The sequence below is a fragment of the Methanocaldococcus vulcanius M7 genome (genome assembly GCF_000024625.1).
Taxonomy (GTDB): domain Archaea; phylum AGJL01; class Methanococci; order Methanococcales; family Methanocaldococcaceae; genus Methanocaldococcus; species Methanocaldococcus vulcanius.
The window spans coordinates 606827-631564 of the sequence record NC_013407.1; the positions used below are offsets into that span (position 1 = coordinate 606827).

Annotated in this window: 20 protein-coding genes, 1 tRNA gene and 2 rRNA genes; 14 read left to right on the top strand and 9 right to left on the bottom strand. The window is 36.4% G+C overall.

What is annotated here, in order from left to right:
• Positions 1–74 precede the first annotated feature (74 nt).
• Positions 75–2441, top strand: a complete 2367-nt coding sequence (locus METVU_RS03175) for an AAA family ATPase (protein ID WP_015732730.1) — start codon at positions 75–77, stop codon at positions 2439–2441.
• Positions 2442–2455: 14 nt separating this feature from the next.
• Positions 2456–3712, top strand: coding sequence for a multifunctional 5'-deoxyadenosine/S-adenosyl-L-homocysteine/5'-methylthioadenosine deaminase (dadD, locus tag METVU_RS03180; protein WP_048196762.1), 1257 nt, complete (start codon positions 2456–2458; stop codon positions 3710–3712).
• A 6-nt stretch (positions 3713–3718) separates the two neighbouring features.
• Here dadD and METVU_RS03185 read toward each other — a convergent pair whose 3' ends face one another.
• The 3 genes from METVU_RS03185 to pstK all read right to left on the bottom strand — a co-directional run bounded on the left by METVU_RS03185 (position 3719) and on the right by pstK (position 5401).
• Complete coding sequence (locus METVU_RS03185; RefSeq protein ID WP_015732732.1) at positions 3719–4159, bottom strand: hypothetical protein; 441 nt, start codon at positions 4157–4159, stop codon at positions 3719–3721.
• A gap of 37 nt (positions 4160–4196) precedes the next feature.
• Positions 4197–4517, bottom strand: coding sequence for a hypothetical protein (locus tag METVU_RS03190; RefSeq protein ID WP_015732733.1), 321 nt, complete (start codon positions 4515–4517; stop codon positions 4197–4199).
• Positions 4518–4645: 128 nt separating this feature from the next.
• Positions 4646–5401, bottom strand: a complete 756-nt coding sequence (gene pstK, locus METVU_RS03195) for an L-seryl-tRNA(Sec) kinase (RefSeq protein ID WP_015732734.1) — start codon at positions 5399–5401, stop codon at positions 4646–4648.
• A 358-nt stretch (positions 5402–5759) separates the two neighbouring features.
• On the opposite strand from pstK, the gene METVU_RS09060 reads away from it, so the two are divergent.
• On the top strand, positions 5760–5918 hold the full coding sequence (locus METVU_RS09060) for a hypothetical protein (protein WP_015732735.1): 159 nt from the start codon (positions 5760–5762) through the stop codon (positions 5916–5918).
• A gap of 56 nt (positions 5919–5974) precedes the next feature.
• On the opposite strand, the gene recJ is transcribed toward METVU_RS09060, so the two are convergent.
• Both recJ and ftsY read right to left on the bottom strand, forming a co-directional pair.
• Entirely contained in the window at positions 5975–7384 is a 1410-nt protein-coding gene (gene recJ / locus METVU_RS03200; protein ID WP_015732736.1) for a single-stranded-DNA-specific exonuclease RecJ, read from the bottom strand.
• 285 nt (positions 7385–7669) lie between these two features.
• Complete coding sequence (gene ftsY, locus METVU_RS03205; RefSeq protein ID WP_015732737.1) at positions 7670–8803, bottom strand: signal recognition particle-docking protein FtsY; 1134 nt, start codon at positions 8801–8803, stop codon at positions 7670–7672.
• Positions 8804–9010: 207 nt separating this feature from the next.
• On the opposite strand from ftsY, the gene METVU_RS03210 reads away from it, so the two are divergent.
• The 6 genes from METVU_RS03210 to METVU_RS03235 all read left to right on the top strand — a co-directional run bounded on the left by METVU_RS03210 (position 9011) and on the right by METVU_RS03235 (position 13238).
• A complete protein-coding gene (locus METVU_RS03210) occupies positions 9011–9646 on the top strand; it encodes a winged helix-turn-helix domain-containing protein (RefSeq protein ID WP_015732738.1) in 636 nt (211 codons plus the stop codon).
• Between the two features lie 410 nt (positions 9647–10056).
• Complete coding sequence (locus tag METVU_RS03215; RefSeq protein ID WP_015732739.1) at positions 10057–11064, top strand: hypothetical protein; 1008 nt, start codon at positions 10057–10059, stop codon at positions 11062–11064.
• 327 nt (positions 11065–11391) lie between these two features.
• The gene (locus METVU_RS03220) at positions 11392–11919 is read left to right on the top strand and encodes a hypothetical protein (protein WP_015732740.1); all 528 of its coding nucleotides are present in this window, start codon (positions 11392–11394) and stop codon (positions 11917–11919) included.
• A 38-nt stretch (positions 11920–11957) separates the two neighbouring features.
• The gene (locus METVU_RS03225; protein ID WP_015732741.1) at positions 11958–12257 is read left to right on the top strand and encodes a winged helix-turn-helix domain-containing protein; all 300 of its coding nucleotides are present in this window, start codon (positions 11958–11960) and stop codon (positions 12255–12257) included.
• Between the two features lie 13 nt (positions 12258–12270).
• The gene (locus METVU_RS03230; protein WP_015732742.1) at positions 12271–12624 is read left to right on the top strand and encodes a hypothetical protein; all 354 of its coding nucleotides are present in this window, start codon (positions 12271–12273) and stop codon (positions 12622–12624) included.
• A 170-nt stretch (positions 12625–12794) separates the two neighbouring features.
• The gene (locus METVU_RS03235) at positions 12795–13238 is read left to right on the top strand and encodes a heat shock protein HSP16.5 (protein WP_015732743.1); all 444 of its coding nucleotides are present in this window, start codon (positions 12795–12797) and stop codon (positions 13236–13238) included.
• Positions 13239–13427: 189 nt separating this feature from the next.
• Here the strand turns inward: METVU_RS03235 and argC are convergent, their stop codons facing one another.
• Both argC and METVU_RS03245 read right to left on the bottom strand, forming a co-directional pair.
• Positions 13428–14453, bottom strand: coding sequence for an N-acetyl-gamma-glutamyl-phosphate reductase (argC, locus tag METVU_RS03240; RefSeq protein ID WP_048196763.1), 1026 nt, complete (start codon positions 14451–14453; stop codon positions 13428–13430).
• A 107-nt stretch (positions 14454–14560) separates the two neighbouring features.
• On the bottom strand, positions 14561–14842 hold the full coding sequence (locus METVU_RS03245) for a DUF2098 domain-containing protein (RefSeq protein ID WP_015732745.1): 282 nt from the start codon (positions 14840–14842) through the stop codon (positions 14561–14563).
• 474 nt (positions 14843–15316) lie between these two features.
• Here METVU_RS03245 and METVU_RS03250 point away from each other — a divergent pair.
• The 4 genes from METVU_RS03250 (at position 15317) to METVU_RS03265 (ending at position 21651) form a co-directional block, all read left to right on the top strand.
• Positions 15317–16791 (top strand): 16S ribosomal RNA (locus tag METVU_RS03250).
• Positions 16792–16856: 65 nt separating this feature from the next.
• Positions 16857–16929, top strand: a tRNA-Ala gene (locus METVU_RS03255).
• Between the two features lie 103 nt (positions 16930–17032).
• Positions 17033–20038, top strand: a 23S ribosomal RNA gene (locus tag METVU_RS03260).
• Together the 16S and 23S rRNA genes with 1 tRNA gene alongside form the textbook arrangement of a ribosomal RNA operon.
• A gap of 179 nt (positions 20039–20217) precedes the next feature.
• Positions 20218–21651 carry a TrkH family potassium uptake protein gene (locus METVU_RS03265; RefSeq protein WP_015732746.1) on the top strand — a complete coding sequence of 478 codons (1434 nt, stop codon included), beginning with the start codon at positions 20218–20220 and terminating at the stop codon, positions 21649–21651.
• 44 nt (positions 21652–21695) lie between these two features.
• Here the strand turns inward: METVU_RS03265 and METVU_RS03270 are convergent, their stop codons facing one another.
• Positions 21696–22349 carry an METTL5 family protein gene (locus tag METVU_RS03270; protein ID WP_015732747.1) on the bottom strand — a complete coding sequence of 218 codons (654 nt, stop codon included), beginning with the start codon at positions 22347–22349 and terminating at the stop codon, positions 21696–21698.
• A gap of 228 nt (positions 22350–22577) precedes the next feature.
• On the opposite strand from METVU_RS03270, the gene METVU_RS03275 reads away from it, so the two are divergent.
• Complete coding sequence (locus tag METVU_RS03275; RefSeq protein WP_015732748.1) at positions 22578–23024, top strand: hypothetical protein; 447 nt, start codon at positions 22578–22580, stop codon at positions 23022–23024.
• Between the two features lie 573 nt (positions 23025–23597).
• Here the strand turns inward: METVU_RS03275 and METVU_RS03285 are convergent.
• Positions 23598–24728: a pyridoxal phosphate-dependent aminotransferase gene (locus tag METVU_RS03285; RefSeq protein ID WP_015732750.1), complete on the bottom strand. Its 1131-nt coding sequence runs from the start codon at positions 24726–24728 to the stop codon at positions 23598–23600.
• Positions 24729–24738 lie beyond the last annotated feature (10 nt).

The window sequence follows — 24738 nt, forward strand, 5'->3', positions numbered from 1 at the left end:
CAAATGAATAAATTTGATCAATTAAAATTTAGAAAAATTTAGATTTGATACATAACATCAACTACGGTGAAATAATGAAGATAACCTCCGTTAAAGCTAAAAATTTATTATCTTTTGAAGATTTCGAAATAGAGTTTGGGGAGGGGAATGTTGTTATAATCTTTGGGCCAAACAACGTCGGAAAGACAAACTTATTTAGGATCTTAAAACTTTTAAAAAATATAATCAATGAAAAAATGACAATTCAGGAATTGGAATTGTATTTGCATGACAAACAGAAAAAATCAATGAGTATTGAAATTGGAGTCGAATTTGATAACCTCGATAAAAATCTCATCTCAAGATTTTTGAAGGTCTTTTTCAAACTATATGCTCCAAACTTAGTAAAGACCTGCAACAACATGAACATCAACATAATAGATGTAATAATCGATTACTTTTCCTCTGGATCATATATTTGGGAATGTTCTCAACTAAATTGCCATAAACCTCACTTTTTAGTGCAATTAAATAATTTAGAAAGAGATATTGAAGAGATAAAATCCTACTTAAAAGAGAAAGGATATTCAACAATGATTCCTGACTTAATAGATCATTCTAAAATCCTTCAAGAATTAGATAGAAATGTAGAAGTGATCTCTGCAATAAATGAGTTAAAAAACATAATAACTTCTACAATAAATTCAATAATTGACGCTTATGAAAAAGGAGGGAGGATATTTTTTACAACATTGATTGAGGGAAGAAATTCTGCAATTTTAATTGAAAAAGATAAGAGTTATGAGGAGTTTAATACTGCAATAGGAGAGAATATAGAAAAGTATGGAGGATACTTTAAGCGTTTAAAAATGGAATATGTATTTTTAAAACTTTTTATTGTTCTTATTGCTCTAAAAAAATTGACAGCAAATAACATGACCATATCTCTTAAAAAAGTAGTTGAATATTCAAAAGAAAATCCTTGGGATGATGAGATCCTCGAAGATCTTAAATATATAGCAGAATTTTTTGGTTATGAGATCACAGAGATGAATGATGTATCTTTAAATGATATTTTATTAAAAATATATGAAAATGGGCTTATATTTTATGAAGATTACCTTCCAAATAAGGGAAAGGTCTCGATTCCAGATGGTATGATCGTTGATCTACTTGCAAGTATTGAAAATAGCACTGAAAACTCAAAAATGAAATCAAAAATTCTTGAACTTTTTAAAAACTCGACAGTTAATAGTATGCAATTAGGCCTTTTAACAGACGATTGGGTTAGTAGTTATCTATTTTTTTTAAAAAACAACGCTGACATAAAACTTAGAAAGAAATTTTTAAAGATCAAAGAGATGTTTGAATTCATGTTTAACGGAGGAAAACTAAGCTTTGATGTGATTTTAGATGACAATAAGCCAGATATTGTAATATACTCTGAAGAAATAGAAGTCCCATTAAACATGGCTGGCTTAGGAGTTAAAAAGATCTTAGAGATACTTACATTAATATATGGCTATGATTCGAAAGTTGTGCTATTAGATGCTCCGTTTATTCAACTTTATCAAAAATATCAGAAAAGATTTTCAAAAATATTTAGGGATATTAAAAACATCGAATCGCAGACGATCATTATACTCCACTCACTACACTTCATAGATGAAAAGATAACCTCAGATATATTTAGATTCTATCGACCTAAAAAGTGCACAAGATATGTCCACATAGGAAATACAATAAAAAAACTTGAAAAAGAAATAAATACAAAAATTTTAGATAGAACTACAAGAAAAATGTTATTATCTGATGCAGTGATTTTACTAAGCTCCGCTTTAAGAGATCTGCCACTCTTTGATTTAGCCGACTACTTCAACATACCAATGGATGAATTTAACATAGAAGTGGTAAGGCCCCAAAACACCCTCTGTTTCGAAAAATACTACTCTCTATTACAATACACCTCAATACCTTATTTAATAATCGTAAGGAGCTCAATACTTTACAACCTTTATGAACCCACTGAGGATGGAAAATACCGCTTACTTGAAAAAGGAAAGTTCCATAAATTAGTTGAAGAAAGATTAAAATTCTTTAAAACAAGACATCCATTCTGGCTAATTAAAGAGGAGTTTGATGAAGTTATAAGCCAGTATATAAAGACATTAGAAACTCACAGAGAAAAATTAAATGAATTGGGATACAACTACCTATCATCAGAAGAAGATGTTGCAAAATACTGCATAAACCCACTTAGAGAGAAATTAGATCCTCTCCTAAGGAAAAAATTATTTATATTTACAGTTCCTCACGACTTTATACTTCCTGCAAATGAAAACAAAGATCCTCAGATAAAAGAGCGTTATATATTACACAACTACTTAGCATATAAAAAAGAGACATTAGAGGAGTTTAAAGAATTTTTCGATTACTTTATTAAATTTCACAACTTGCAGTAAAAAGAGGTGAAATGTTGATACTGATAAAAAATGTTTATGTAAATGGAAAAAGGCAGGATATTTTAATAGAGGATAATATCATCAAAAAAATTGGAGAAATTAAAAAAGAAGAAGAGATGGAAATTATAGATGGGACAAAAAAAATAGCAATCCCTGGATTAATAAATACTCACACTCACATTCCAATGACCTTATTTAGAGGAGTAGCTGATGACTTACCATTAATGGAGTGGTTAAATAATCACATATGGAAGATGGAAGCGAAATTAAATGAAGAAATAGTTTACTGGGGAACACTACTTGGCTGTGTTGAAATGATAAAAACAGGAACTACGACCTTCAATGACATGTATTTTTTCTTGGAAGGGATTGCAAAAGCAGTTGACGAAAGTGGAATGAGGGCAGTGTTAGCGTATGGAATGATAGATCTATTTGATGAAGAAAAAAGAGAGAAAGAAATTAAAAACGCTGAAAAATATATTAATTATATAAAAGATTTAAACAATAGGAGAATAACTCCTGCTCTTGGTCCACACGCTCCCTATACTTGCTCCAAAGAACTACTCCTCGAGGTTAACAAACTGGCAAAAAAATATAAAATTCCAATACACATACATATGAATGAAACCTTAGATGAGATAAAAATGATAAAAGAAAAGTTCGGAAAGGAACCATTTCTCTATTTAAATGAGTTTGGATTTTTTGATGGAGTTGATGTTATCGCAGCACACTGCGTTCATCTAAGCGAAGAAGAAATAAAGATAATAAAAGAGAAAAATATCTCCGTATCCCATAACCCAATAAGCAACCTAAAACTTGCTTCTGGAATCGCTCCAATTCCAAAACTTTTAAACGAAGGAATTAATACAACATTGGGAACAGACGGATGTGGAAGCAATAATAATCTAAATCTATTTGAAGAGATTAAATGCTCAGCAATACTGCACAAAGGAACAACATTAGATCCAACAATAGTTAAAGCAGAGGAGGCGTTTAATTTTGCAACAAAAAACGGAGCAAAAGCTCTGAATGTAAAAGCAGGAGATATAAGAGAAGGATATTTAGCAGATTTAGTTCTTATTAACGTTAATAAACCACAACTACGGCCAATTAGTAATATAAAATCGCATCTTGTTTATTCTTTCAATGGATGCGTAGATGATGTTATAATTGATGGAAAAATAGTGATGAGAGAAGGAGATATAATTACCTTAGATGAAGAAGAGATCTACGAAAAAGCAGAGGAAATGTATGCTATTCTTTCAGCATAAACTTTTTTAACTTTTTAATTCGTTTATCATCTTTATTAGCATTATTTTGTTGACTATTTTTATGTTTTTGAAAAATAATCCTCCCCTAACTTCATAGCCAATTATTAAAACATCTCTTCCCCTATACTTTAAAATAAACGTTTTTTTATATTTAACAAAAAGATCTGCGATTTTTGAAAGATTATTCAAAAAATATTTTAAGTCATCAATCTTATCAAAAAGAGATTTAAATTTTTTAAATTTTTCAGATTCCTTTGAAAATTGAAAAATATTAAAAAATTCTTTTAATAAGGAGAGATCTTTAACATCGACAGTTAAACGATGACTTTCGATGGTTATTGTTAAGATATTTCCAAGTATCAGAGATAGATCTCCCCCTTTTATTAAGTCCTGGAATAAAATTAAATAAGTTAGGTAATAAAAAACATCTTCGTCCAAGATTCTCACTTTTTATTTTCTTTTTTTATTTTTTATTTTTAATCAATTATCTCTCGCTTTTTTCTTTTTTTAGAGGAATTATTTTTAGTCCAACTTCTCCATCGATCGTTAGGTTGTTAAATACGACTTTAACTTCACTTCCGCTACCCTCTAAGATCTTGGCTAATTTTTCAACATCAATATTCAGTTTTGGCAATTTATCTTTAACTTCATCAATAAGTTTTAACATTTCTTCAACTTTCTCTTTAGAAACCAACTCTTTTTTATCTTTTAAAGAGTTTAAAAATCCTGTAATTTTCTCTATTTTCTCAGCAATTTCTTTAGGAACTTCAACTTTTATCTCTTTAACGTCTTTTTCTTCTGTCATAGTTAAAACCCCACTTTTATGTTATTTTACTTTTAATTATCTTAATAGTTTTATTTAACATTTAATTTAACTTATCTTAGTTGTGAATATTGCACAAATTATTATTATGATATTGGGGATATTTATAGTTATCCTTCTTCTTCAAGCAACCTCTTAAACTCTATTATGGCCTTGGAAACATCAATATCCTCTTCATTTTTAAGATTTTTTATAAATCTTTTTCTGAGTTTTATTATACGATCTATCTCCTTATTTTTTGGTTTAATACGTTTTATATATTCCCCAACGATCTTCCTTGTTTCCTTATCTATCTCGTTTATAATACTGTAATCTTTACTTATGCTATTTTCAACCCGATCTCTAACTTTCTCATCCTTTTTTTTGGATTTTTCAATTAAACGCATTGCAATCTCATAATAATCGATCTCTTTGGTAGTGTCAACGGTCAAAAACGGCTCATCCCATCGATACTTTCTTCCCGGTTCATCAAATTTCTTATACATTTCAACAATCACTTCATTTGGTATCTTCTCCCCTCTTTTTACGTTTCTTTGAAGAAGAGTATTTAAAGGAGCTCTTAAATAAATGATTGCATAATTTTTTTCATTTTTCTTGGCAATATTTATTAGATCTCTTCTCATAGAGTTGTAGTAGTTTGTATCATCCACGATTACCCAATACTCTTTCAAAGCGTTTTCTATGAGATATAGCGTGTTTTTTCTTATAAATTCCTCATAACTTTCTCTCCACGCTGGAAAAGATTCTCTCAACATATCACTACCTAACACAATAACATCGATCCCAAGTTTGTTTAAAATTTCTGCTAATTTTTTTGAAAAAGTAGATTTTCCAACGCTTGGAAGTCCTGTCAGTATTATGAGCATACTCTCTACCGTAATTTAATTTTATGATGGTTTTTGGGATTATCTAATCGTTATTTATGGCATTACTTTATAAAATAAGTTTAGCAATTATTAAGTTAATCTTGCTAATTTTATTTTTACTTCTTTATTTAATTCATTTTATAATAATTTTTGATTTTTTAAATTATTTTTAAATATTTTGAAATTATCTTAAAATTTTTCTGTTTTAGGGATCTATCATGATTATTCATTATAAATTTCAAAAATTTGTCATGATTTTTCATTAAAAACATTTATCATGATTTTTCATGAGCAAAAAAGCATATATATGACTTCTTTTAATTATAACATTGGGAACAAAAAAATTGGAGGTGAAAATATGAATGTTAAAGTTCAACACATCCAAACAAATAATGAGGGACTTGAAGAACTTGCTCAAATAAAAAGAGATTTAACAAGATCATATACCGGAAGTAGATTAACCAAAATTATGGGGTATGTGTTAACTGCTTTAATCTTTGCATCTCTTTTATTTTAAATTACACAATTGAAATTTAAAGATTAAAAAATTTAAAATTAGAAAACTATTATGGCCTATCCCAATGCAACGTCCAAATACTTTATAAATTCTCTTTTATCGCTTGGAATATATGCTCCACTGGCAAATTTATGCCCTCCACCACTTCCACCAACCTTCTCAGAAGCATACTTTATTGCACTTGCTAAGTTTACATTTTCAGCAAAACATAACAGTTTAGGACATCTTGCAGAAACTTTATATCCCTCCTCTCCCTCAGAAATTGCAAATATCGGCTTCATCCAATCAACGTCCTCGATAGAATAACTCATTCCAGCAACTATTCCCACAATGTTTGGCATAATCTTATCCGTCTCAAAGTACTGGAATTTTTCTTTTTTAATAATATCTACATCGTTCTTAACGTGTTCTAATGCTTTTCTTAAATTGTTTCTATGCCTTCTTAAATTTGATAACATCTTTTTGTAGTATTTGTCTCTATCTCCCATTAAAACATTTAGAGCAGTTTCATAATCCCCGTATCTTGAACATGCATTGATACAAGTTGAAAACTCCTCTAAATCCCTCAAAGGAGAACCAAAATCCTCCCCTTTGAACTCATAAACCTCTCCAAATATGACCTTTGGAATATAAGAAGTCCAATGATTTGGAACATAGTTTAGACACTTTATCAAAAGTTCACTACCTATAATTCGTTTATGCTCAAAAGGAATTTCAGCCAACCTCAACGATGGATCGATCTCTATATCATACTTTTTGCTTATATTTTGGAGATATTTTATTATTCTTGAATCATTATTAAGGAGATCCGTTCTAACATCTGCCCAATATCTCATAGACACAAACAAAGGCCTCGTCTGTCTGCCATACATTTGCAGGTCTGATTTTATTAAAATATCTCCTCTTAATCTTGCATCTTCAAGAATCAACCTATTTAAACCTATTAACTTACCTTCGATATTTTGAACATCTCCAACAGCCCCTAAAACAGCATATTTAGCCAGATCAGTCCACTCTCTATTTACCTCTCTTGCAAAAAGATATGATACTCCTGCACCACATATTTCTCCTCCACTTTTTCCAATTGTTAGAGGATTTATGTGAATAATACTCCTTGGAAGCTTTATGCTTTCTGGTTGATGATGATCTAAAATTATTACTTTGCTGTCTTTATCCGCTAACTTTAATTCCTCTAATTTATTTTTTATCATCCTTAATTGTCCGCTTCCGAGATCTGCAAATATTGTAAGATCGTATTCGTTAAATGGGATCTCTTCAATACTCCGCTGAGTAATCTGTTTTAAAAACATAAAATCAGCATCTAATTCCAATCTTTCAGATAATTTTTGCAGAATAGCTCTCGAAGTTAAACCATCTGTATCTATGTGAGTAGCTATCAATACTTTTCCATTAATTTTACTTTTTAAAGCATTGACTCCTTTTTTCAATTCGATCCAACTTTCCATAGTTTCCCATAACTCGTTTTTATCTATCGTTAATTTATTTATTATTTTATTTTATAAAGCTTAAAGTTTTATTAATTCTATTTTTTATTTCTATTTTTATATTGTCTTCTACTTCTACATATCTTTTAATTTATTTTTTAAAAAGTAGTTAATGAGTTTATATAAATATACATTTGTAAATATATTGCAATATACTATAACCATAATTAAATATTAGATCTTCATAATAAAAAAGTAAAATTAAGAGTAAAGATAGGAAAACATATAAAACTAATAAATCTTTTTTTAAAACTCTCTTTCTGTTGAAAACTTAAACTCCTCTTCTCCAAATAATTTTTTAACCATCCAATCGGCATTAAACTCAACTAAATCCGAATATCTCTGCCCCACACCTAAGTAAAGTATTGGTTTTCCAATTGCATAACCGATAGAAAGAGCAGCCCCTCCCTTAGCATCAGCATCAACCTTAGTTAAGATTATTCCGTCAATATTAACTGCTCTGTTAAATTCTTCTGCTTGATAAACTGCATCGTTTCCGGTTAAAGCATCTCCTACAAATATTACTAAATCCGGCTTTGTCACTCTAACTACTTTTTTGATCTCCTCCATTAAATTGGCATTTGTTGCCTGCCTTCCTGCGGTATCTGCCAAAACAACATCAATCCCCCTTGCCTTAGCATGCTGTATGGCATCGTATATAACAGCAGCAGAATCCGCTCCCTGTTTATGTTTTATAACTTTAACACCAATATTTTTGGCATGCTGTTCTAACTGCTCTATTGCACCTGCCCTAAACGTGTCCCCTGCTGCCAAAACTACACTATATCCCTTCTGTTTTAGTTTATAAGCTAATTTTGCAATTGTTGTTGTTTTTCCAGTTCCATTTATTCCTACAAAAACTATAACTGTGGGTTTTCCTTTCGCTTTGTTGGCTTTTATTATTTCTTCAAGATCGATTTTTTTCTGAGATAATATGTTTTTTATAGCAGTTCTAATCGCGTTTATTGTTATTTCTTCTACATCATCGTCAGGAGTTATTTTTCTTCCAACTAACTCTTTTTTAATATTCTCAATTAACTTTTCAACAACATCTAATGCAACATCCGCTTCTAATAATTCAATTTCCAACTCTTCAAGAATATCTTCAATGTCATCCTCCAAGATCACAATTTCCTTTTTTATTGCCTTCTTAATAGCCCTTGTTAATCCAAATCTATCAAAAAAACTTATCTTTTTTTCTTTCTTATGTTCATCCATTTTTTCTGATTTTTTAACCTCTTCTATTTTTTCTTCAATTTTATCAACTTTATCCTCTTTTATTTTTTCTTCTATTTTTTCTTCTTCACCACCTTTTTTATAGATCCTTTCAGTGATCTTTGATGTTGTTTCTAAAAGTTTCTCTTTTAATTTTCCAAACATCTTTAATCCCTCTCTTAATTGTGATGATTTAATTGAGGATTTAATAATTTTAAATAACTTTGAAGTTGGAAGTAGAAAACAATACTACGATAATTCTTATGGTAATTTTAATATATAATTGGCACTAAATCTAATATTAGTGATCTAATATTGTGTAATACTATTTTGTATTTATTTCTGTTTCTGATCTTTTGAAAAGGTGGAATTATGGAAAAAGATCCGAGAATGCGGATATTAAAGGACTTAATTGAGAGGGGTAGGATAAATGATGCAATAAAACTTATAGAAATGGAAGAAGGGTTAATGGATTTAATTCATCCTTTTTTAGTATCAAAAAACGCTAAGTTAAAAATAAATTGTATTATAGTTTTAGGAAATCTTTATTTGAATGGAAAAATTGATGATTCCTGCTTTATAAAGTATCTTGAAGATCTATTTTTAGAAGAAGATCGAAATCTGGTTTTCAAAGCTTTTTTAACATTAAAAGAAATTCCCGAAATATATCGAGATGATAGTGCATGTAAATTAATCATGAAGTATATAATAAATTATGAAAAATATAAAAGGGATTTAAGAAAGTATAGCACTTTACCAAATATGAAACGAGACAAAATAATGATAATTTTTGACATATTAAGAACTATAAAGAATAATGATTTAAAAAAGACAAATATAATGTATGCCACAAATTTGGACTGGAGAACACTTAACAACTATATGAGCTATTTAATAAAAAACGAGTTTATTAAAGAAGAAAGAGAAAAATTTTCTTTGACCGAAAGGGGAAGACAATTATTAGAAAAGATCGAAAATGTGCTTAGATTAATTTATTTTAACGAGTAAACGTTATCTTTATATAGGGGACTATAAACTTTGCTATATGTGGGCATTTACTATTAATTTTTTTATTATCCTATTTACTTTATTTATTTTATTTTTTACTTTTCATAAAAAATTTAAAAAACAAGTGGGTATTACATCTATTTTCACTCTGTGCTTTACATTCATAAACTATATTAGTATATTTTGTAATATATTATAATCAGAAAACAAAAACGAGGTGATAGTAAAGGAAGTAAAATAATGGAGTAAAATAAATAGATTGCTAAACTCGATATACGTATGGGGTGATACATATGGCTATCGAAGGAGGCATAATATCGTGGTTATTATCTTTAATATTCTCTCTAATGGGATGCTTTTAATTTATTCCAATTAATAACCATCTTAAATTAAAGAAAGAGGTGTCCAAAATGAATAATTTCAAAAAATACCTGCTTTCGTTGCTACTATCTGTAATAATGGGAATTGCAATTTTGGGCTCTGCCTCTGCAATCTCCACAACCTACGGGACAGGACAAACAACTGCAACTGTAAGCAACCTACCTCCCGTAGTCAATAGTAGTAGTTACGAAATGACTATAAAAACTGTGCAGGGAGTTACTGTATATGAATATAGAAATACATCAGGAGTAGCTCCTAACCTATTAAGAAGTGATGCATACGTTCCATACGCTTACACTGGAGAAGGAATAACCTTCTATGTAAATGTTAGTGATCCAAATGGAGAACAGGACTTACAAACAAACGGAGCAGGAGTTGACTTCTTATTAGTTCCAGAAGGTCAAAATCCAGCAAATCCAGCTTATGTAATACATGCAGGATTCGATCCAACAACAAGCGGAGACAGTGATTTATCCACTTTAAAATTCTACGCACAATGGACAGTCCCTGCAGGATCACACGGATGCTTTGATGTCTATGTAACTGCAAGAGATAAACATGGAGTTTGCACCGGTCCAATCTACAAAGGAAAAGTATTCCTAAACCCAATGATCGGAATAAACGTAACAAAAGATAACGATGCAACACCAGCACCGTTCACAGGACTAAGCTTCGGAAACGTAACCCCAGGACAACAAAACGTTTCAGCAGAAGAGAACGTAGTTTCAGTCCACAACCTTGATCCTGATAATGTAGGAACAAAAGTAGGTGTATTTGTATCTGCGACCTCATTAGCACAAGTAGGAGGAACAGGAATAATTCCAGCTGAGAATATCGAGGCAGATGTTATCAAAGTCAACAACGCAACTATCCACCACGAAATAACACTTCAAAATAACGTGAAAATATTATTATTCGAACCATTAAAACCAGGAAATGCAAATGCATTAGAAGTTAACTTCACCCTTGATGTTCCAGAACCATTACCAAGCGGATGCTACGGCGGATCAATTACATTCTACGGAATTGGATTATAATTCCCAAATCCTTTTAAATTTTTCGTCCATTTAAAATCAAACAAAAATCAAAATAATCTAACAAACTTACAAAAAAATTAAATTAATTTGTAATTAAATTAAAGAAGCCATAAATTAAATTTAGCAATACAATAGAAAATTAAAGATGACTAATTTACGCATAATAATTAATTAAAAAGTTTTTATTACAATTTTTACAGTTTTTATCCTTGATTATATTGTTGATCCTCTGTTAATATTGAACGCTATATGTGGCGTTTATTGTTTATTGCATTATAATCTTATTAATCACAAATATTCTCCAATTACTAATTTGAAGGTGAAACTATGAAAAAATTGGCATTATTTGCAGGGCTCATACTTGCACTCTCTATACTAATCCTTCCGCAAGTTAGCGGGCTGAGTGGGGCAATATCTCCCCCAAAAATAGACATCATGGTAAATTCAAGCAACGGTCTTCCTCAAGATGTGAATAGTGTTATGTATATAAAGAACCCAAATAATTTTCCTGTTAGGGTAGAACTCACACCTACAGGAGATCTAAATAATACAAAAAAAATTGAAATTATTATCTCCAAAAATAACTTTACACTAAAACCAGGAGAGACCGTAAGGGATAATTTAACATTTATCATAAAAGAATCGGGAAAGTATAAAGGAACAATTCTGACAAAAATTAGTCCTTTAACCTACGACAACAATCAAACCGTATTATTAAAAGCGAGCGTAGTTCTTCCAACAGAAGTAATGATAATGGCAGTTGACAGTTCTTTACCAACAAATGAGATAATAATTGCCATATTTTTGATAATAAGCATAATAGGATTAAGTGCGGTCTTAATAAGGAAAATATAAACATATAAATAACTACAAAGAAAAAAGAAGTGATTAATATGATGAAAGTCCCCCCTCCGATTGTAAATGGAAAAAATAATAGAAGAAGATATAAACGCTCCCAATTTGAAGTTATATTCGAGATATTACACATCATAAAAGAAGGAGAGAAAGTAAAGACAAGAATTATGTATGCAGCAAATTTGGACTGGAGAAACTTTTCAAAATATATGGATTTTTTAATCGGCCATGGATTTATAAAGAAAGATAAAAATGAAAAATTCGAACTTACAGAATTGGGTTGTAAATTATACAATTCTTTATACGATTTATTTACAATAATAGGTTCTAAGCCATAACTGAGGGGTTTTTATGAGACGATTTGGTTCAGTGTTGATTTCAGATATTGTAAAAGAATGTTTAAGTGGGGATGAGTTTGCAAAAGAGATAATAGAGGATTTACTAAACTTTTTGATAAAAATACGACTTTGGAGATGGAAATATCTTCTATCGATGAATGGAGAAAAAAACATAGATAGTTCAGATTTAATGATGTTAATAAAAGAAGAAAAAGAAGGGATAAATAAATTATTCTCATTCGTTTATAGAACGGACATTCCAACGGAGAATAGGATAGAAATCCTCTTACTTATTAAAGAGTTTATAAAAGACGAGATTAAATGGATCTCAATGGATATAAACGATATTCCTTTACAAAAAAGATAATATTTTATTTTTTTATTTTTAATTTTTTATATTTTTTCTTTTTCTATTTTTTATTTCGCAACATTGATTTATCTTCTCATAAATATTTACTTTTATGAATTATAGAAAAATTTATATAGAACTTCAAAAACATTAAATAAATAGACGGAGTAAAAAAAGAGGTGATAACAATGATAGGAAGAGATCCATTTGACTCACTATTTGAAAGGATGTTTAAAGAGTTATTTACAACCCCAATGGCAGGAACTACAATGATACAAAGTTCAACAGGAGTTCAAATATCAGGAAAGGGCTTTATGCCAATATCTATTATTGAAGGAGACCAACATATAAAAGTTATTGCATGGTTGCCAGGAGTTAACAAAGAGGATATAATCTTGAACGCAGTTGGGGACACCTTAGAAATAAGAGCCAAAAGAAGTCCACTGATGATAACCGAAAGCGAAAGGATTATCTACTCAGAGATTCCTGAGGATGAAGAGATATATAGAAACATAAAACTTCCTGCAACAGTTAAAGAAGAAAACGCATCAGCTAAATTTGAAAACGGGGTCTTATCAGTAATTTTACCAAAAGCAGAGTCATCAATTAAAAAAGGAATTAACATTGAATAATCTCCGTTTTTAATATTTATTTAAATTCCTCAACTTTTAAATTTTTATAATTTTATATTATTTATTTTTTAATTACATATATTTGTATATACTTATACATAGATTTGAATATGAATATAAAAATTAAAATTATTAAATATAAAAATAACATCTCTAAAAAGGATATAGGTAAATCAATAAACAAGATAATCATGGATTTAATCCAATATCTAATAAACCCTCTTCCTCTCTAAAACCGCACATAATATTCATGTTTTGGATAGCTTGTCCACTTGCCCCCTTTACCAAATTATCAATACAAGAAACCACCACAACCCTTCCATGACAATCAACTTCAAAACCCCCAATATCACAAAAATTCGTCCCCCTAACATAAGTCAACCTCGGAATATCATCAGAGAATATTCTTACGAAAAACTCCCTTCCATAAAACTCGTTATAAATATCAATTATGTCATTATCAGATATATCCTCAGTTAAAAATGCATGAGCAGTTGTTAATATTCCCCTTGTTATGGGAGCCAAATGAGGTGTAAACGAAACCTTCACCCTCCCGATCTTGTTTAACTCTTTTTCAATCTCAGGAGCATGCCTATGTTTTGTTATCTTGTAAGGCGTGATATTTTCATTCACATTTGGAAAATGCGTTGTCTCAGTAGGATTAACTCCCGCTCCACTAACTCCTGTTTTAGAATCAAATATTACTCTCTCCTCTATCAAACCCTCTTTAACCAGAGGAGCAATTGCTAAAATAGCTCCCGTTGGGAAACATCCGGGATTTGCTACAAGTTGAGCTTTTTTTATATTTTCTCGATTTAGTTCAGGAAGACCATATGCAATCTTTACATCAGGCAAACCGACATGTTTAATATTATAATATTTTTCATACAAACTCAGATCTTCAAATCTATAATCTCCACTGAGATCTATTACTCTAACCCCCCTCTCCAAAAACTTAGGGACTACACTCATAGAAACGCCGTGCGGAGTTGCAGTAAAAACTATATCAGCATCGACTTTATCAACATCTCCAACAAAATAAAGTTCTTTATACTTATCAACACCCTTTAAATGAGGATGAACCTTAAAAACATGCTTTCCTGCTTCTCTTCGTGAGGTTATATAGCAAACATCAACATCATCATGCCTCGCTAACAACCTTAATAACTCAGCCCCAGTATATCCCGTAGCACCAACTATCGCAACATCCATCAACATCACCAAGATCTTTTTTGTTATCATATTAAAATTATATCGAAAATGATAAATTAATTTAAAATCATGTCAAATAAAAATAAATTATTAAAAAAGTTATGAAATGTTTATCCTGCACCACATGCATCTCCTAAATCCATATCAATCAATTTTCCTTCCTCCAACTCTTCCTCCTCAATTTCTTTAACCGCCTCTTCAATCTCATCTCTCTTTTTAATTACTTCCGATTTATCTATGACCCTTAAAAGATGAGGTCTATACATTAAATTATTATCTAAAACAACCCACACATCTCCATTTTCATCCTTTACAATATCAACAACCCTACCCTTAGTCCCAGTGTTAATATATACAACATAATCTCCAACTTTTATATTAAGATCTTCCATAATTTCACCACCTAACTTGATAAATAAACTCTTTGATCCTAACCCCTATTAATATCTTGCTTCCTTTCTTTCACCACTGCCTCATCTGCTCTGATAACGATAATCTTAACTTATTGCCAATAATTTTAAAACCCGTCTTTTTTCCATTTAACTGGAAAATATTTATCTTTCGGTTGGAGTATTTGGCCTCTTTGTATATTGTTTGAAAAAATTATTATAAAACCTTGATATTAAGTTCTTTGCACGTGTAAGTATCATAATTATTACTTATATTTTTGAATTTTTTATTTTAGTTTGATTGTTTTTTTCCTAAAAACGTTTCAGTTGACAAGTTCTTCTTATTGGATGCACTTGAAGGTGCGTTCCCAATCCGAGAGGATTGGGACTAAGGCAAGCCCACGACTGGTGGTGAAACTCCACAGCAACCAGCCGCAAGAAAGGTTTATCCTTTCTTGCGACCGTATCTCCCACTTAATTCCGGTTGATCCTGCCGGAGGCCACTGCTATCGGGGTCCGACTAAGCCATGCGAGTCAAGGGGCTCCTTCGGGAGCACCGGCGCACGGCTCAGTAACACGTGGCTAACCTACCCTCGGGAGGGGGATAACCTCGGGAAACTGAGGCTAATCCCCCATAGGGGAGGAGGTCTGGAACGATCCCTCCCCGAAAGCTCCGGCGCCCGAGGATGGGGCTGCGGCGGATTAGGTAGTTGGTGGGGTAACGGCCCACCAAGCCGACGATCCGTACGGGCCCTGAGAGGGGGAGCCCGGAGATGGACACTGAGACACGGGTCCAGGCCCTACGGGGCGCAGCAGGCGCGAAACCTCCGCAATGCACGAAAGTGCGACGGGGGGACCCCGAGTGCCATCCCAACGGGATGGCTTTTCCGGAGTGTAAACAGCTCCGGGAATAAGGGCTGGGCAAGTCCGGTGCCAGCAGCCGCGGTAATACCGGCGGCCCAAGTGGTGGCCACTATTATTGGGCCTAAAGCGTCCGTAGCCGGCCCAGTAAGTCTCTGCTTAAATCCTGCGGCTCAACCGCAGGGCTGGCAGAGATACTGCTGGGCTTGGGACCGGGAGAGGCCGGGGGTACCCCAGGGGTAGCGGTGAAATGCGTTGATCCCTGGGGGACCACCTGTGGCGAAGGCGCCCGGCTGGAACGGGTCCGACGGTGAGGGACGAAGGCCAGGGGAGCAAACCGGATTAGATACCCGGGTAGTCCTGGCTGTAAACTCTGCGGACTAGGTGTCGCGTCGGCTTCGGGCCGACGCGGTGCCGAAGGGAAGCCGTTAAGTCCGCCGCCTGGGGAGTACGGTCGCAAGACTGAAACTTAAAGGAATTGGCGGGGGAGCACTACAACGGGTGGAGCCTGCGGTTTAATTGGATTCAACGCCGGGCATCTCACCAGGGGCGACGGCAGGATGAAGGCCAGGTTGACGACCTTGCCAGACGCGCCGAGAGGTGGTGCATGGCCGTCGTCAGCTCGTACCGTGAGGCGTCCTGTTAAGTCAGGTAACGAGCGAGACCCGTGCCCCATGTTGCAACCTCCTCCTCCGGGAGGAGGGCACTCATGGGGGACCGCCGGCGCTAAGCCGGAGGAAGGTGCGGGCAACGACAGGTCCGCATGCCCCGAATCCCCTGGGCTACACGCGGGCTACAATGGCCGGGACAATGGGAAGCGACCCCGAAAGGGGGAGCGAATCCCCTAAACCCGGTCGTAGTCCGGATCGAGGGCTGTAACTCGCCCTCGTGAAGCCGGAATCCGTAGTAATCGCGCCTCACCATGGCGCGGTGAATGCGTCCCTGCTCCTTGCACACACCGCCCGTCACGCCACCCGAGTTGAGCCCAAGTGAGGCCCTGTCCGCAAGGGCAGGGTCGAACTTGGGTTCAGCAAGGGGGGCGAAGTCGTAACAAGGTAGCCGTAGGGGAACCTGCGGCTGGATCACCTCCTGAGAAAAAAGAGCTGGTTGCTGTGGAGCACCAAACCAGTCGTGGGCTTGCCACATAGGCCAAAGTGGGCCCGTAGCTCAGCTGGGAGAGCGCCGGCCTTGCAAGCCGGAGGCCGTGGGTTCAAATCCCACCGGGTCCACTAAAACACGTGCAGCCTGCAACTCCAAAGAGTTGCAGGTGAAGGGCCTGACTAATGATGAGGGCCATGCATAGGTCTCCGCATCCCGGTGAAATCTGGATGCTCTGCCGGGCTATCACCCCGTCTGGTGGATGGCTCGGCTCGGGGCGCCGAGGAAGGGCGTGGCAAGCTGCGATAAGCCCGGGGGAGGCGCAGGCAGCCGTAGAACCCGGGATCCCCGAATGGGACTTCCTGCCCCATTTGGGGCGCTCCCGTTAGGGAGCGGGAACGCGGGGAAAAGAAGCATCCGAGTACCCGCAGGAAAAGAAACCAACAGGGATGCCGGGAGTAGGGGCGACCGAAACCGGCACAGGGCAAACCGAACCCTTATCCGTAAGGGTAAGGGGATGTGGTGTTGCAGGGCCCTCATATAAACCCCCACCGGGAAGCCGAAGTCCCCTGGAACGGGGCGCCATAGAGGGTGAAAGCCCCGTAGGCGTAACCGGTTGGGGGTTTTGAGGTGTCCCTGAGTACCGCGCGTTGGATATCGCGCGGGAAGCTGGGAGACATTAGGCTTCCAACCCTAAATACGTCCCGAGACCGATAGCGAACTAGTACCGTGAGGGAAAGCTGAAAAGCACCCCTTGCGGGGGGTGAAAAGAGCCTGAAACCAGACGGGTGCGGTATGGCACGGCTCGAAAGGTAACCACCCCGAAGGAAACTCCCGCGAGGGAGGAGTACGAGGGGTGGCATGCCGGAGTCGTGTCGTCCGTTTCGAAAAACGGGCCGGGGAGTGTACGGGTGTGGCGAGCCTAAGACCTTCAAGGTCGAAGGCGTAGGGAAACCGACGTGCCCGCAGCCCTTTTTGGGTGAGGGGCGAGGTCTTTGTGGGCCTGGAGTCACACTCGTACGACCCGAAACCGGGCGATCTAGGCCGGGGTAGGGTGAAGCCCCTCGCCAGAGGGGTGGAGGCCCGCAGGGGTGTTACCGCGCAAAGTGCTCCTCTGACCTCGGTCTAGGGGTGAAATGCCAATCGAGCCCGGAGATAGCTGGTTCCCTCCGAAATAACTCGCAGGTTAGCCGGGAGTTAGGTAGATGGCGGGGTAGAGCCACTGATAGGGTGTTTAGGGGGCGAGAGCCCTCGGCACCCTGTCAAACTCCGAACCCGTCATCGCCGTAGCTCCCGAGTGAGGGCATACGGGTAAGCCGTATGTCCGAGAGGGGAACAACCCGGACCCGGGTTAAGGCCCCTAAGTGCCGGCTAAGTGTAAATGGAAGGGAGTCCCTGGCCTAAGACAGCGGGGAGGTTGGCTTAGAAGCAGCCATCCTTTAAAGAGTGCGTAACAGCTCACCCGTCGAGGTCAGGGGCCCCGAAGATAATGGGGGCTAAGCCGGCCGCCGAGACCCGGGGGCACCGTTATGGTGATCCGGTAGGAGGGCGTCCCGCGAGGGTAGAAGCTCGGCTGTGAAGTCGAGTGGACCTCGTGGGAACGAGGATCCCGGCAGTAGTAACAGCAAAGTGGGGTGAGAATCCCCACCGCCGAAGGGGCAAGGTTTCCACAGCAACGGTCGTCAGCTGTGGGTTAGCCGGTCCTAACCCTCGGGGTAATTCCCTATGAGGGGAAAGGGAAGCGGGTTAATATTCCCGCGCCATCGGGGTACGTGCGGCAACGCAGGGCCAACTCCTGACGCTTCGGGGTAGGCCGACCACCCCCGTCGGGGTGGCCAAGCGTATAAGCCCGGGGAGTGCCGTAATGGCGAGAACCGGGCAAAAGCGTGATGGGCCCTCCGTTAGGAGGGTTCGGCTGAGCCCTGGAGCCCGTGAAAAGGGAGTTGGTAAGGATCCCCGATGACCGTACCCAGAACCGACACTGGTGCCCCTAGGCGAGTATCCTAAGGCGTGTCGGGTGAATCCGGCCCAGGGAAGTCGGCAAATTGGCCCCGTAACTTCGGGAGAAGGGGTGCCTGCGGTCTTCTCTATATGGGGGGGACCGCAGGTCGCAGTGGCCAGGGGGGTCCGACTGTTTAATAAAAACACAGGTCTTGGCTAGCCCGTAAGGGTGTGTACCAAGGCCGACGCCTGCCCAGTGCCGGTACGTGAAACCCGGGTACAACCGGGCGAAGCGCCGGTAAACGGCGGGGGTAACTATAACCCTCTTAAGGTAGCGAAATTCCTTGTCGGGTAAGTTCCGACCTGCATGAATGGCGTAACGAGACCCCCACTGTCCCGGGCCGGAGCCCGGTGAACCTACCTTTCCGGTGCAAAGGCCGGAGACCCCCAGTGGGAAGCGAAGACCCCGTGGAGCTTTACTGCAGCCTGTCGTTGGGGCATGGCCGTGGGTGCACAGTGTAGGTGGGAGCCGTCGAAGCCACCCCTCCGGGGGTGGTGGAGGCGTCCATGGGACACCACCCACCCATGGCCATGTCCCTAACCCCGTGTGGGGGACACCGGCAGGTGGGCAGTTTGGCTGGGGCGGCACCCCCCTGAAAATGCATCAGGGGGGCCCAAAGGTCGGCTCAGGCGGGTCAGAACTCCGCCGTGGAGTGCAAGGGCAAAAGCCGGCCTGACTTGGTCGGTAAAAGAGGCCGACCAAGAGGCGAAAGCCGGGCCTAGCGAACCCCTGTGCCTCACCAATGGGGGCCAGGGATAACAGAAAAGCTACCCCGGGGATAACAGAGTTGTCGCGGGCAAGAGCCCATATCGACCCCGCGGCTTGCTACATCGATGTCGGTTCTTCCCATCCTGGGCCTGCAGCAGGGCCCAAGGGTGGGGCTGTTCGCCCATTAAAGGGGATCGTGAGCTGGGTTTAAACCGTCGTGAGACAGGTTGGTTGCTATCTGCTGGGGGTGTTGGTCGCCTGAGGGGAAGGTGGCTCTAGTACGAGAGGAACGAGCCGCCGGTGCCTCTGGTTTACCGGTTGTCCGACAGGGCATTGCCGGGCAGCTACGCACTAAGGGATAAGGGCTGAAGGCATCTAAGCCCGAAACCCTCCCCGAAAATAGGCGGCCAGTCCCTTTGGGGACGAGGGCTCTCCTAGAAGAGGAGGTTGATAGGTCGGGGGTGTAAGCGCCGAGGGTTCTGCCCGAGGCGTTCAGCCCGCCGACACTAACCGCCCGAGAGCCCGGCAGGGCATCCAGACACTAAGCGGATGCGGAGGCCTATGCATGGCCTAATTTGTAGGTTGAGGTTTATTTTTTATTATAGACATAAATATCCATAAATTTAAATATACTAACTTATAACCTGAAATAAATTTAAATAGTAATGTGGTATCAAAGATATTCGGAATAATCTTTAAGGTTTGGAGTATGGGGGTTTGTAGCTTAACGAGGAAAGATATTGAAGGTATTTTACATATCTTAGGAGGGATAACTCAAATAATCGGAATATTTACATTAATACCTTGTATTGTTGCATTTTATTTTAATGAAAACACAGTGTTGGATTTTTTGATTCCCGGTATTTGTTCTATCGTTTTAGGATCTCTTATAAAAAAATTTACTAAGCCAAAAAATTTAAAATTACATCAAACTATGGTTGCCTCTGCCCTATCTTGGTTAGTTGCTTCTTTTATTGGGGCAGTGCCTCTATATTTATCTATCCATTATTTTTCGTATGTTGATGCTGTTTATGAAAGTATGTCTGCATGGACAACAACTGGAATGACGTTAATTCCAAATGTTGAAGTGTTGCCAAAATCTGTTCTATTTTGGAGGAGTTTTCAACAGTGGATTGGAGGAGTTGGAATATTGGTCTTATCAGCCCTTGTTTTAGCTCGGTCTGGAACTGTTGCTTATCTTTTATATGCCTCTGAGGCGAGACAGGAGCGAATTATGCCGAGTGCTATTGGAACAATAAAGACAATTGTTTGGATATATGTGTTGTATACGATTTTAGGAGTTCTTTTATTATATGTTTCTGGTTTAAGTTTTTGGGAGGCAGTAAATTTAACTATGACTGGTATTTCTACTGGAGGGATGAGCATAAGCAATTACAGCTTTCCTTATAATGATTTTGCAAAGATCGTTATGATTGGAATAATGATGGTTGGAGGGGTTATGTCTTTTTCTATTCATCATAAGTTGTTAACTGGAAAGTATTTTAATGATATTCAAACGAAGTATGCATTGGTTGTGATAGCAATAATATCAGTTATTATTTCTTTTAAGGATCATATTCCATTTATTGATTCTTTATTTACTGTGGTTTCAGCAATGACTTCTACGGGGTTCACAACCATTAATGTTTCACTTTTATCGAATTTCTCTTTATTTTTGATAATTTTTTTAATGTTAATTGGTGGGGGTGCTGGAACAACCACTGGAGGGGTTAAGATAATTAGATTTTTAGTTATATTGAAGGCACTTGTATATGAGATAAAAGAGGTTCTCTATCCAAAATCTGCTGTTATATATGAGCATCTTGAGGATATTGATTTGAATTATAAGATCATTAGAGAGGCATTTGTGGTCTTTTTCTTGTATTGTTTTTCTTCGTTTTTAGTGGCGTTGATTTTTATATATCTTGGTTATAAGCCGTATGATTCTATTTTTGATGCAGTTTCTTTTACATCAAATATTGGAATCTCTCTTGGTGTAGTGACGTTAAAGACCCCTGTTATTGGAAAGATCGCGGGTATTGTTGCTATGTGGATCGGTAGGTTAGAGATAATTCCTGTTTTGGTTTTGTTTGCAACTTTGTATTTGAAGATTCGTAGGATGTTGAGAAAGAATAAAAAGTGAATTTATAATGAGAGAAATATAAAAGATGAATATATAAAAGTGGATTAATCGTTGTCTTTGTTTTTGGATTTATTTTCTATTCTAAAAATTATAACCGGAATATTTACAACCTTTTTCTTATGAAAGGAATACGTTGCAGGAATTTTAAAACTTGCCTCGTATTCGTGGGTTATTTCTCCTCCTTTACTTTCTATATAATTTTTAATAAAGTTTTTAGTTGGTTTATTATGAATCGTGTAAACAACATCTCCTATTTCGAGGGCTTTGTCTACAAATATTCTATCTGCCTGTTTTTTCTGTGCTCCAAAAGGGGGGTTTTGGATTATAATCTTTTTTAGATATTTATCTTCTTTTAATTTTTCATTTATGAATTGTCTATCGATCTCTCTTATATCTTTGCAGTAAAATTCAACATCAGCGTTTACTTTTTTTGCGTTTTCTTTTGCCACTTTTATACTCTCTTTATCTATATCAATACCAATGGCTCTTTTTGCTCCGAGTAATTTGCTTCCGATTGCGAGTTTTCCAGTTCCACAGCCGAGGTCGATAACTACATTTCCGTAAAAGTCGTTTATTGCAAAGTATAATATATCTCCGGCAAGTTTTCCATCTATTGTATATTGCTCCAATTCAATTTTTGGATTTGGATGGCGTTTTAGAGAGTCGAGGATCATTTCTAAGTGTTTTCTTTTTAACATAGTCCCACCTTTTAGGCGATTCTCGATTTTTTATAGTTTTTATTTTTTTATTATCTTTTAAATTTGGTTTTAGTAAATTTTAAATATCAAAAGGTTAAGATAAAATCATCAGATAATTTATGAATATGCATCTATAAAAGGTAAATCATTTTGTTGTTTGTTGCCTTTGATAAAACAATAAATAAAAAATAGGCAAGATTAATAAACTTTTGTTCAAGGAGGGAGATAATGAGCAAAAATCTTTTAAATATTAAAAATGTTGGGATTTTTACAATAATTGGAATGATTTTTGGAGCTTTATTTGGGTATTTTTGTATGGTTTATTATTTATTGTTCATAGATCCTTATTTAAAAATACCTAATAAATTTTATCCATTAAAATCATCTACTTTATTTTTATTTATATTTTTAATGATTTTTTTATTTGGTTTCTTTGGAGCATGCTTAGATGGTAATCCAAAAACTATCAAAGAATTTAAAATATCCACCATTTCCATAATTGTCGGAATATTTATATATTCCATAATATTGTTAATTATTATATTAGTAAGTGGGGATGCACTATCTACATATATATCATATAAAAATCAAGGCGTATTATGGATAGGAGGGATAATTGTAATCCTTTGCAGTTATTTCCTTATCAAAAAATATTTATTTAAAGTATCTTGGTGAAATAATGTCCAATCCTCTAATTAAAAAAATTTTCATAGTAATTTTTCCATTTATAATTTATTCTTTCTTAAATTTAATATTTTCCGTTAAAAATTTTGAATTAAATTATGAAATAGGTTCATTGTTTTTAGTTTGGTATTTGGGATATATTGTTTTAATTTTTGATGATAATTTTAAAATAAAGTTGAAAAATTTAATGAGTTTGTTTCTATATTCCTTGTTTGTAATATCTTGGATTATCCTTTCATTAATAATGCATCAGAATCCTGTATATGGATTTTTTGGAGAGTTCATAAATTATTGGTTATTCTTAACTATAATAATGATTTTAGCTTATTTCACTGTTTGGAGGGATAAAGAGAATGAAAATAATGCCCTTAAATTTGGATTGTTATTTTCAATTGTTTATTTGTTCATTCTTATACTCTTAAATTTAAATAACATATATATTTGCAATTGGAGGAATTTTATTAATACTATTAATTAAAACTATCAATAATCAATTATAAGTTTCAAATATTCAAGTTGGCTATCAGTTAATTTTAGTTATTTAGTTAATAATTATTAACTGATTTAACTACCAAGGGTTGTCTTTATTATGTCTAATGCTTTTTCTATATCTTCATATTTTGTGGCATAGCTGAATCTGATGTAGTTTTTTCCATTTTCTCCAAAGGCAATTCCGGGAACACATAGAACTTTATTTTCTATTAATTTTTTGGCAATTTCTGTTCCGTCTCCAAATTCTGAAACATCTGGAAAGATATAAAATGCACCTTCTGGTTTATTGACTTTAAAAATATCTTTTAGGCCTTTATAAATTAAATCCCTTCTTCTTTTAAATTCATCTACCATTTCTTTAACACATTTTTGGTCTCCTTTGAGGGCAGATAAAGCTCCATACTGAGCAAAGGTTGTGGCACATGCGAAGCTGTATTGGTGTATTTTTATCATATGATCGATTAAGTTTAACTCCTCATTTAGATTTTCTGAAACTGCTAAGTAGCCGAGTCGCCATCCTGTCATTGCGTAGGTTTTTGAAAATCCGTTGATCATTATGCATCTATCAGTAAATTGCATCGGAGTGTAATGTTTTTTTTCATATATGATTTTATCGTAAACTTCGTCTGAAAGGATAATCAAATTGTAGTCCTCTGCTATTTCTGCGAGGCCTTTTATTGTGTCTTTATCATAAACTTTTCCTGTTGGGTTTGAAGGGGTGTTTATCACTATCAATTTAGTTTTTTTTGTTATTAGGTTTTTAATATGTTCTAAATCGGGGTCGAAGTTTTCGTTTAATGGAGTGGTTTTAATTTTTCCTTCTGCGAATGCTGATAAGGAGTGATAGGAAACAAAGGATGGATCTGGAATTATTACATCATCTCCTCTATCTATTAATGTCATTATTGAAAGCATTAACGCTTCTGAAGCACCGCAGGTTATTATAACATTGTCTTTGTCAATTTCTAAGTTATAGTCCTTTTTTATTTTATTTGCTATTTCTTCTCTAAGTTCTGGAATTCCATTGTTTGGAGAGTAGTGAGTTTTTCCTTCTTCAAGTGCTTTTTTGGCCCCTTCAATTATATGTTTTGGTGTTTTAAAGTCGGGTTCTCCTATACCAAGGTTTATACAATCTGAGGTAGCTAAGTTAAATATCTCTCTTATTGCCGAGGGTTTTATGTTTTTGCATCTATTACTTATCACGTTTTCACCT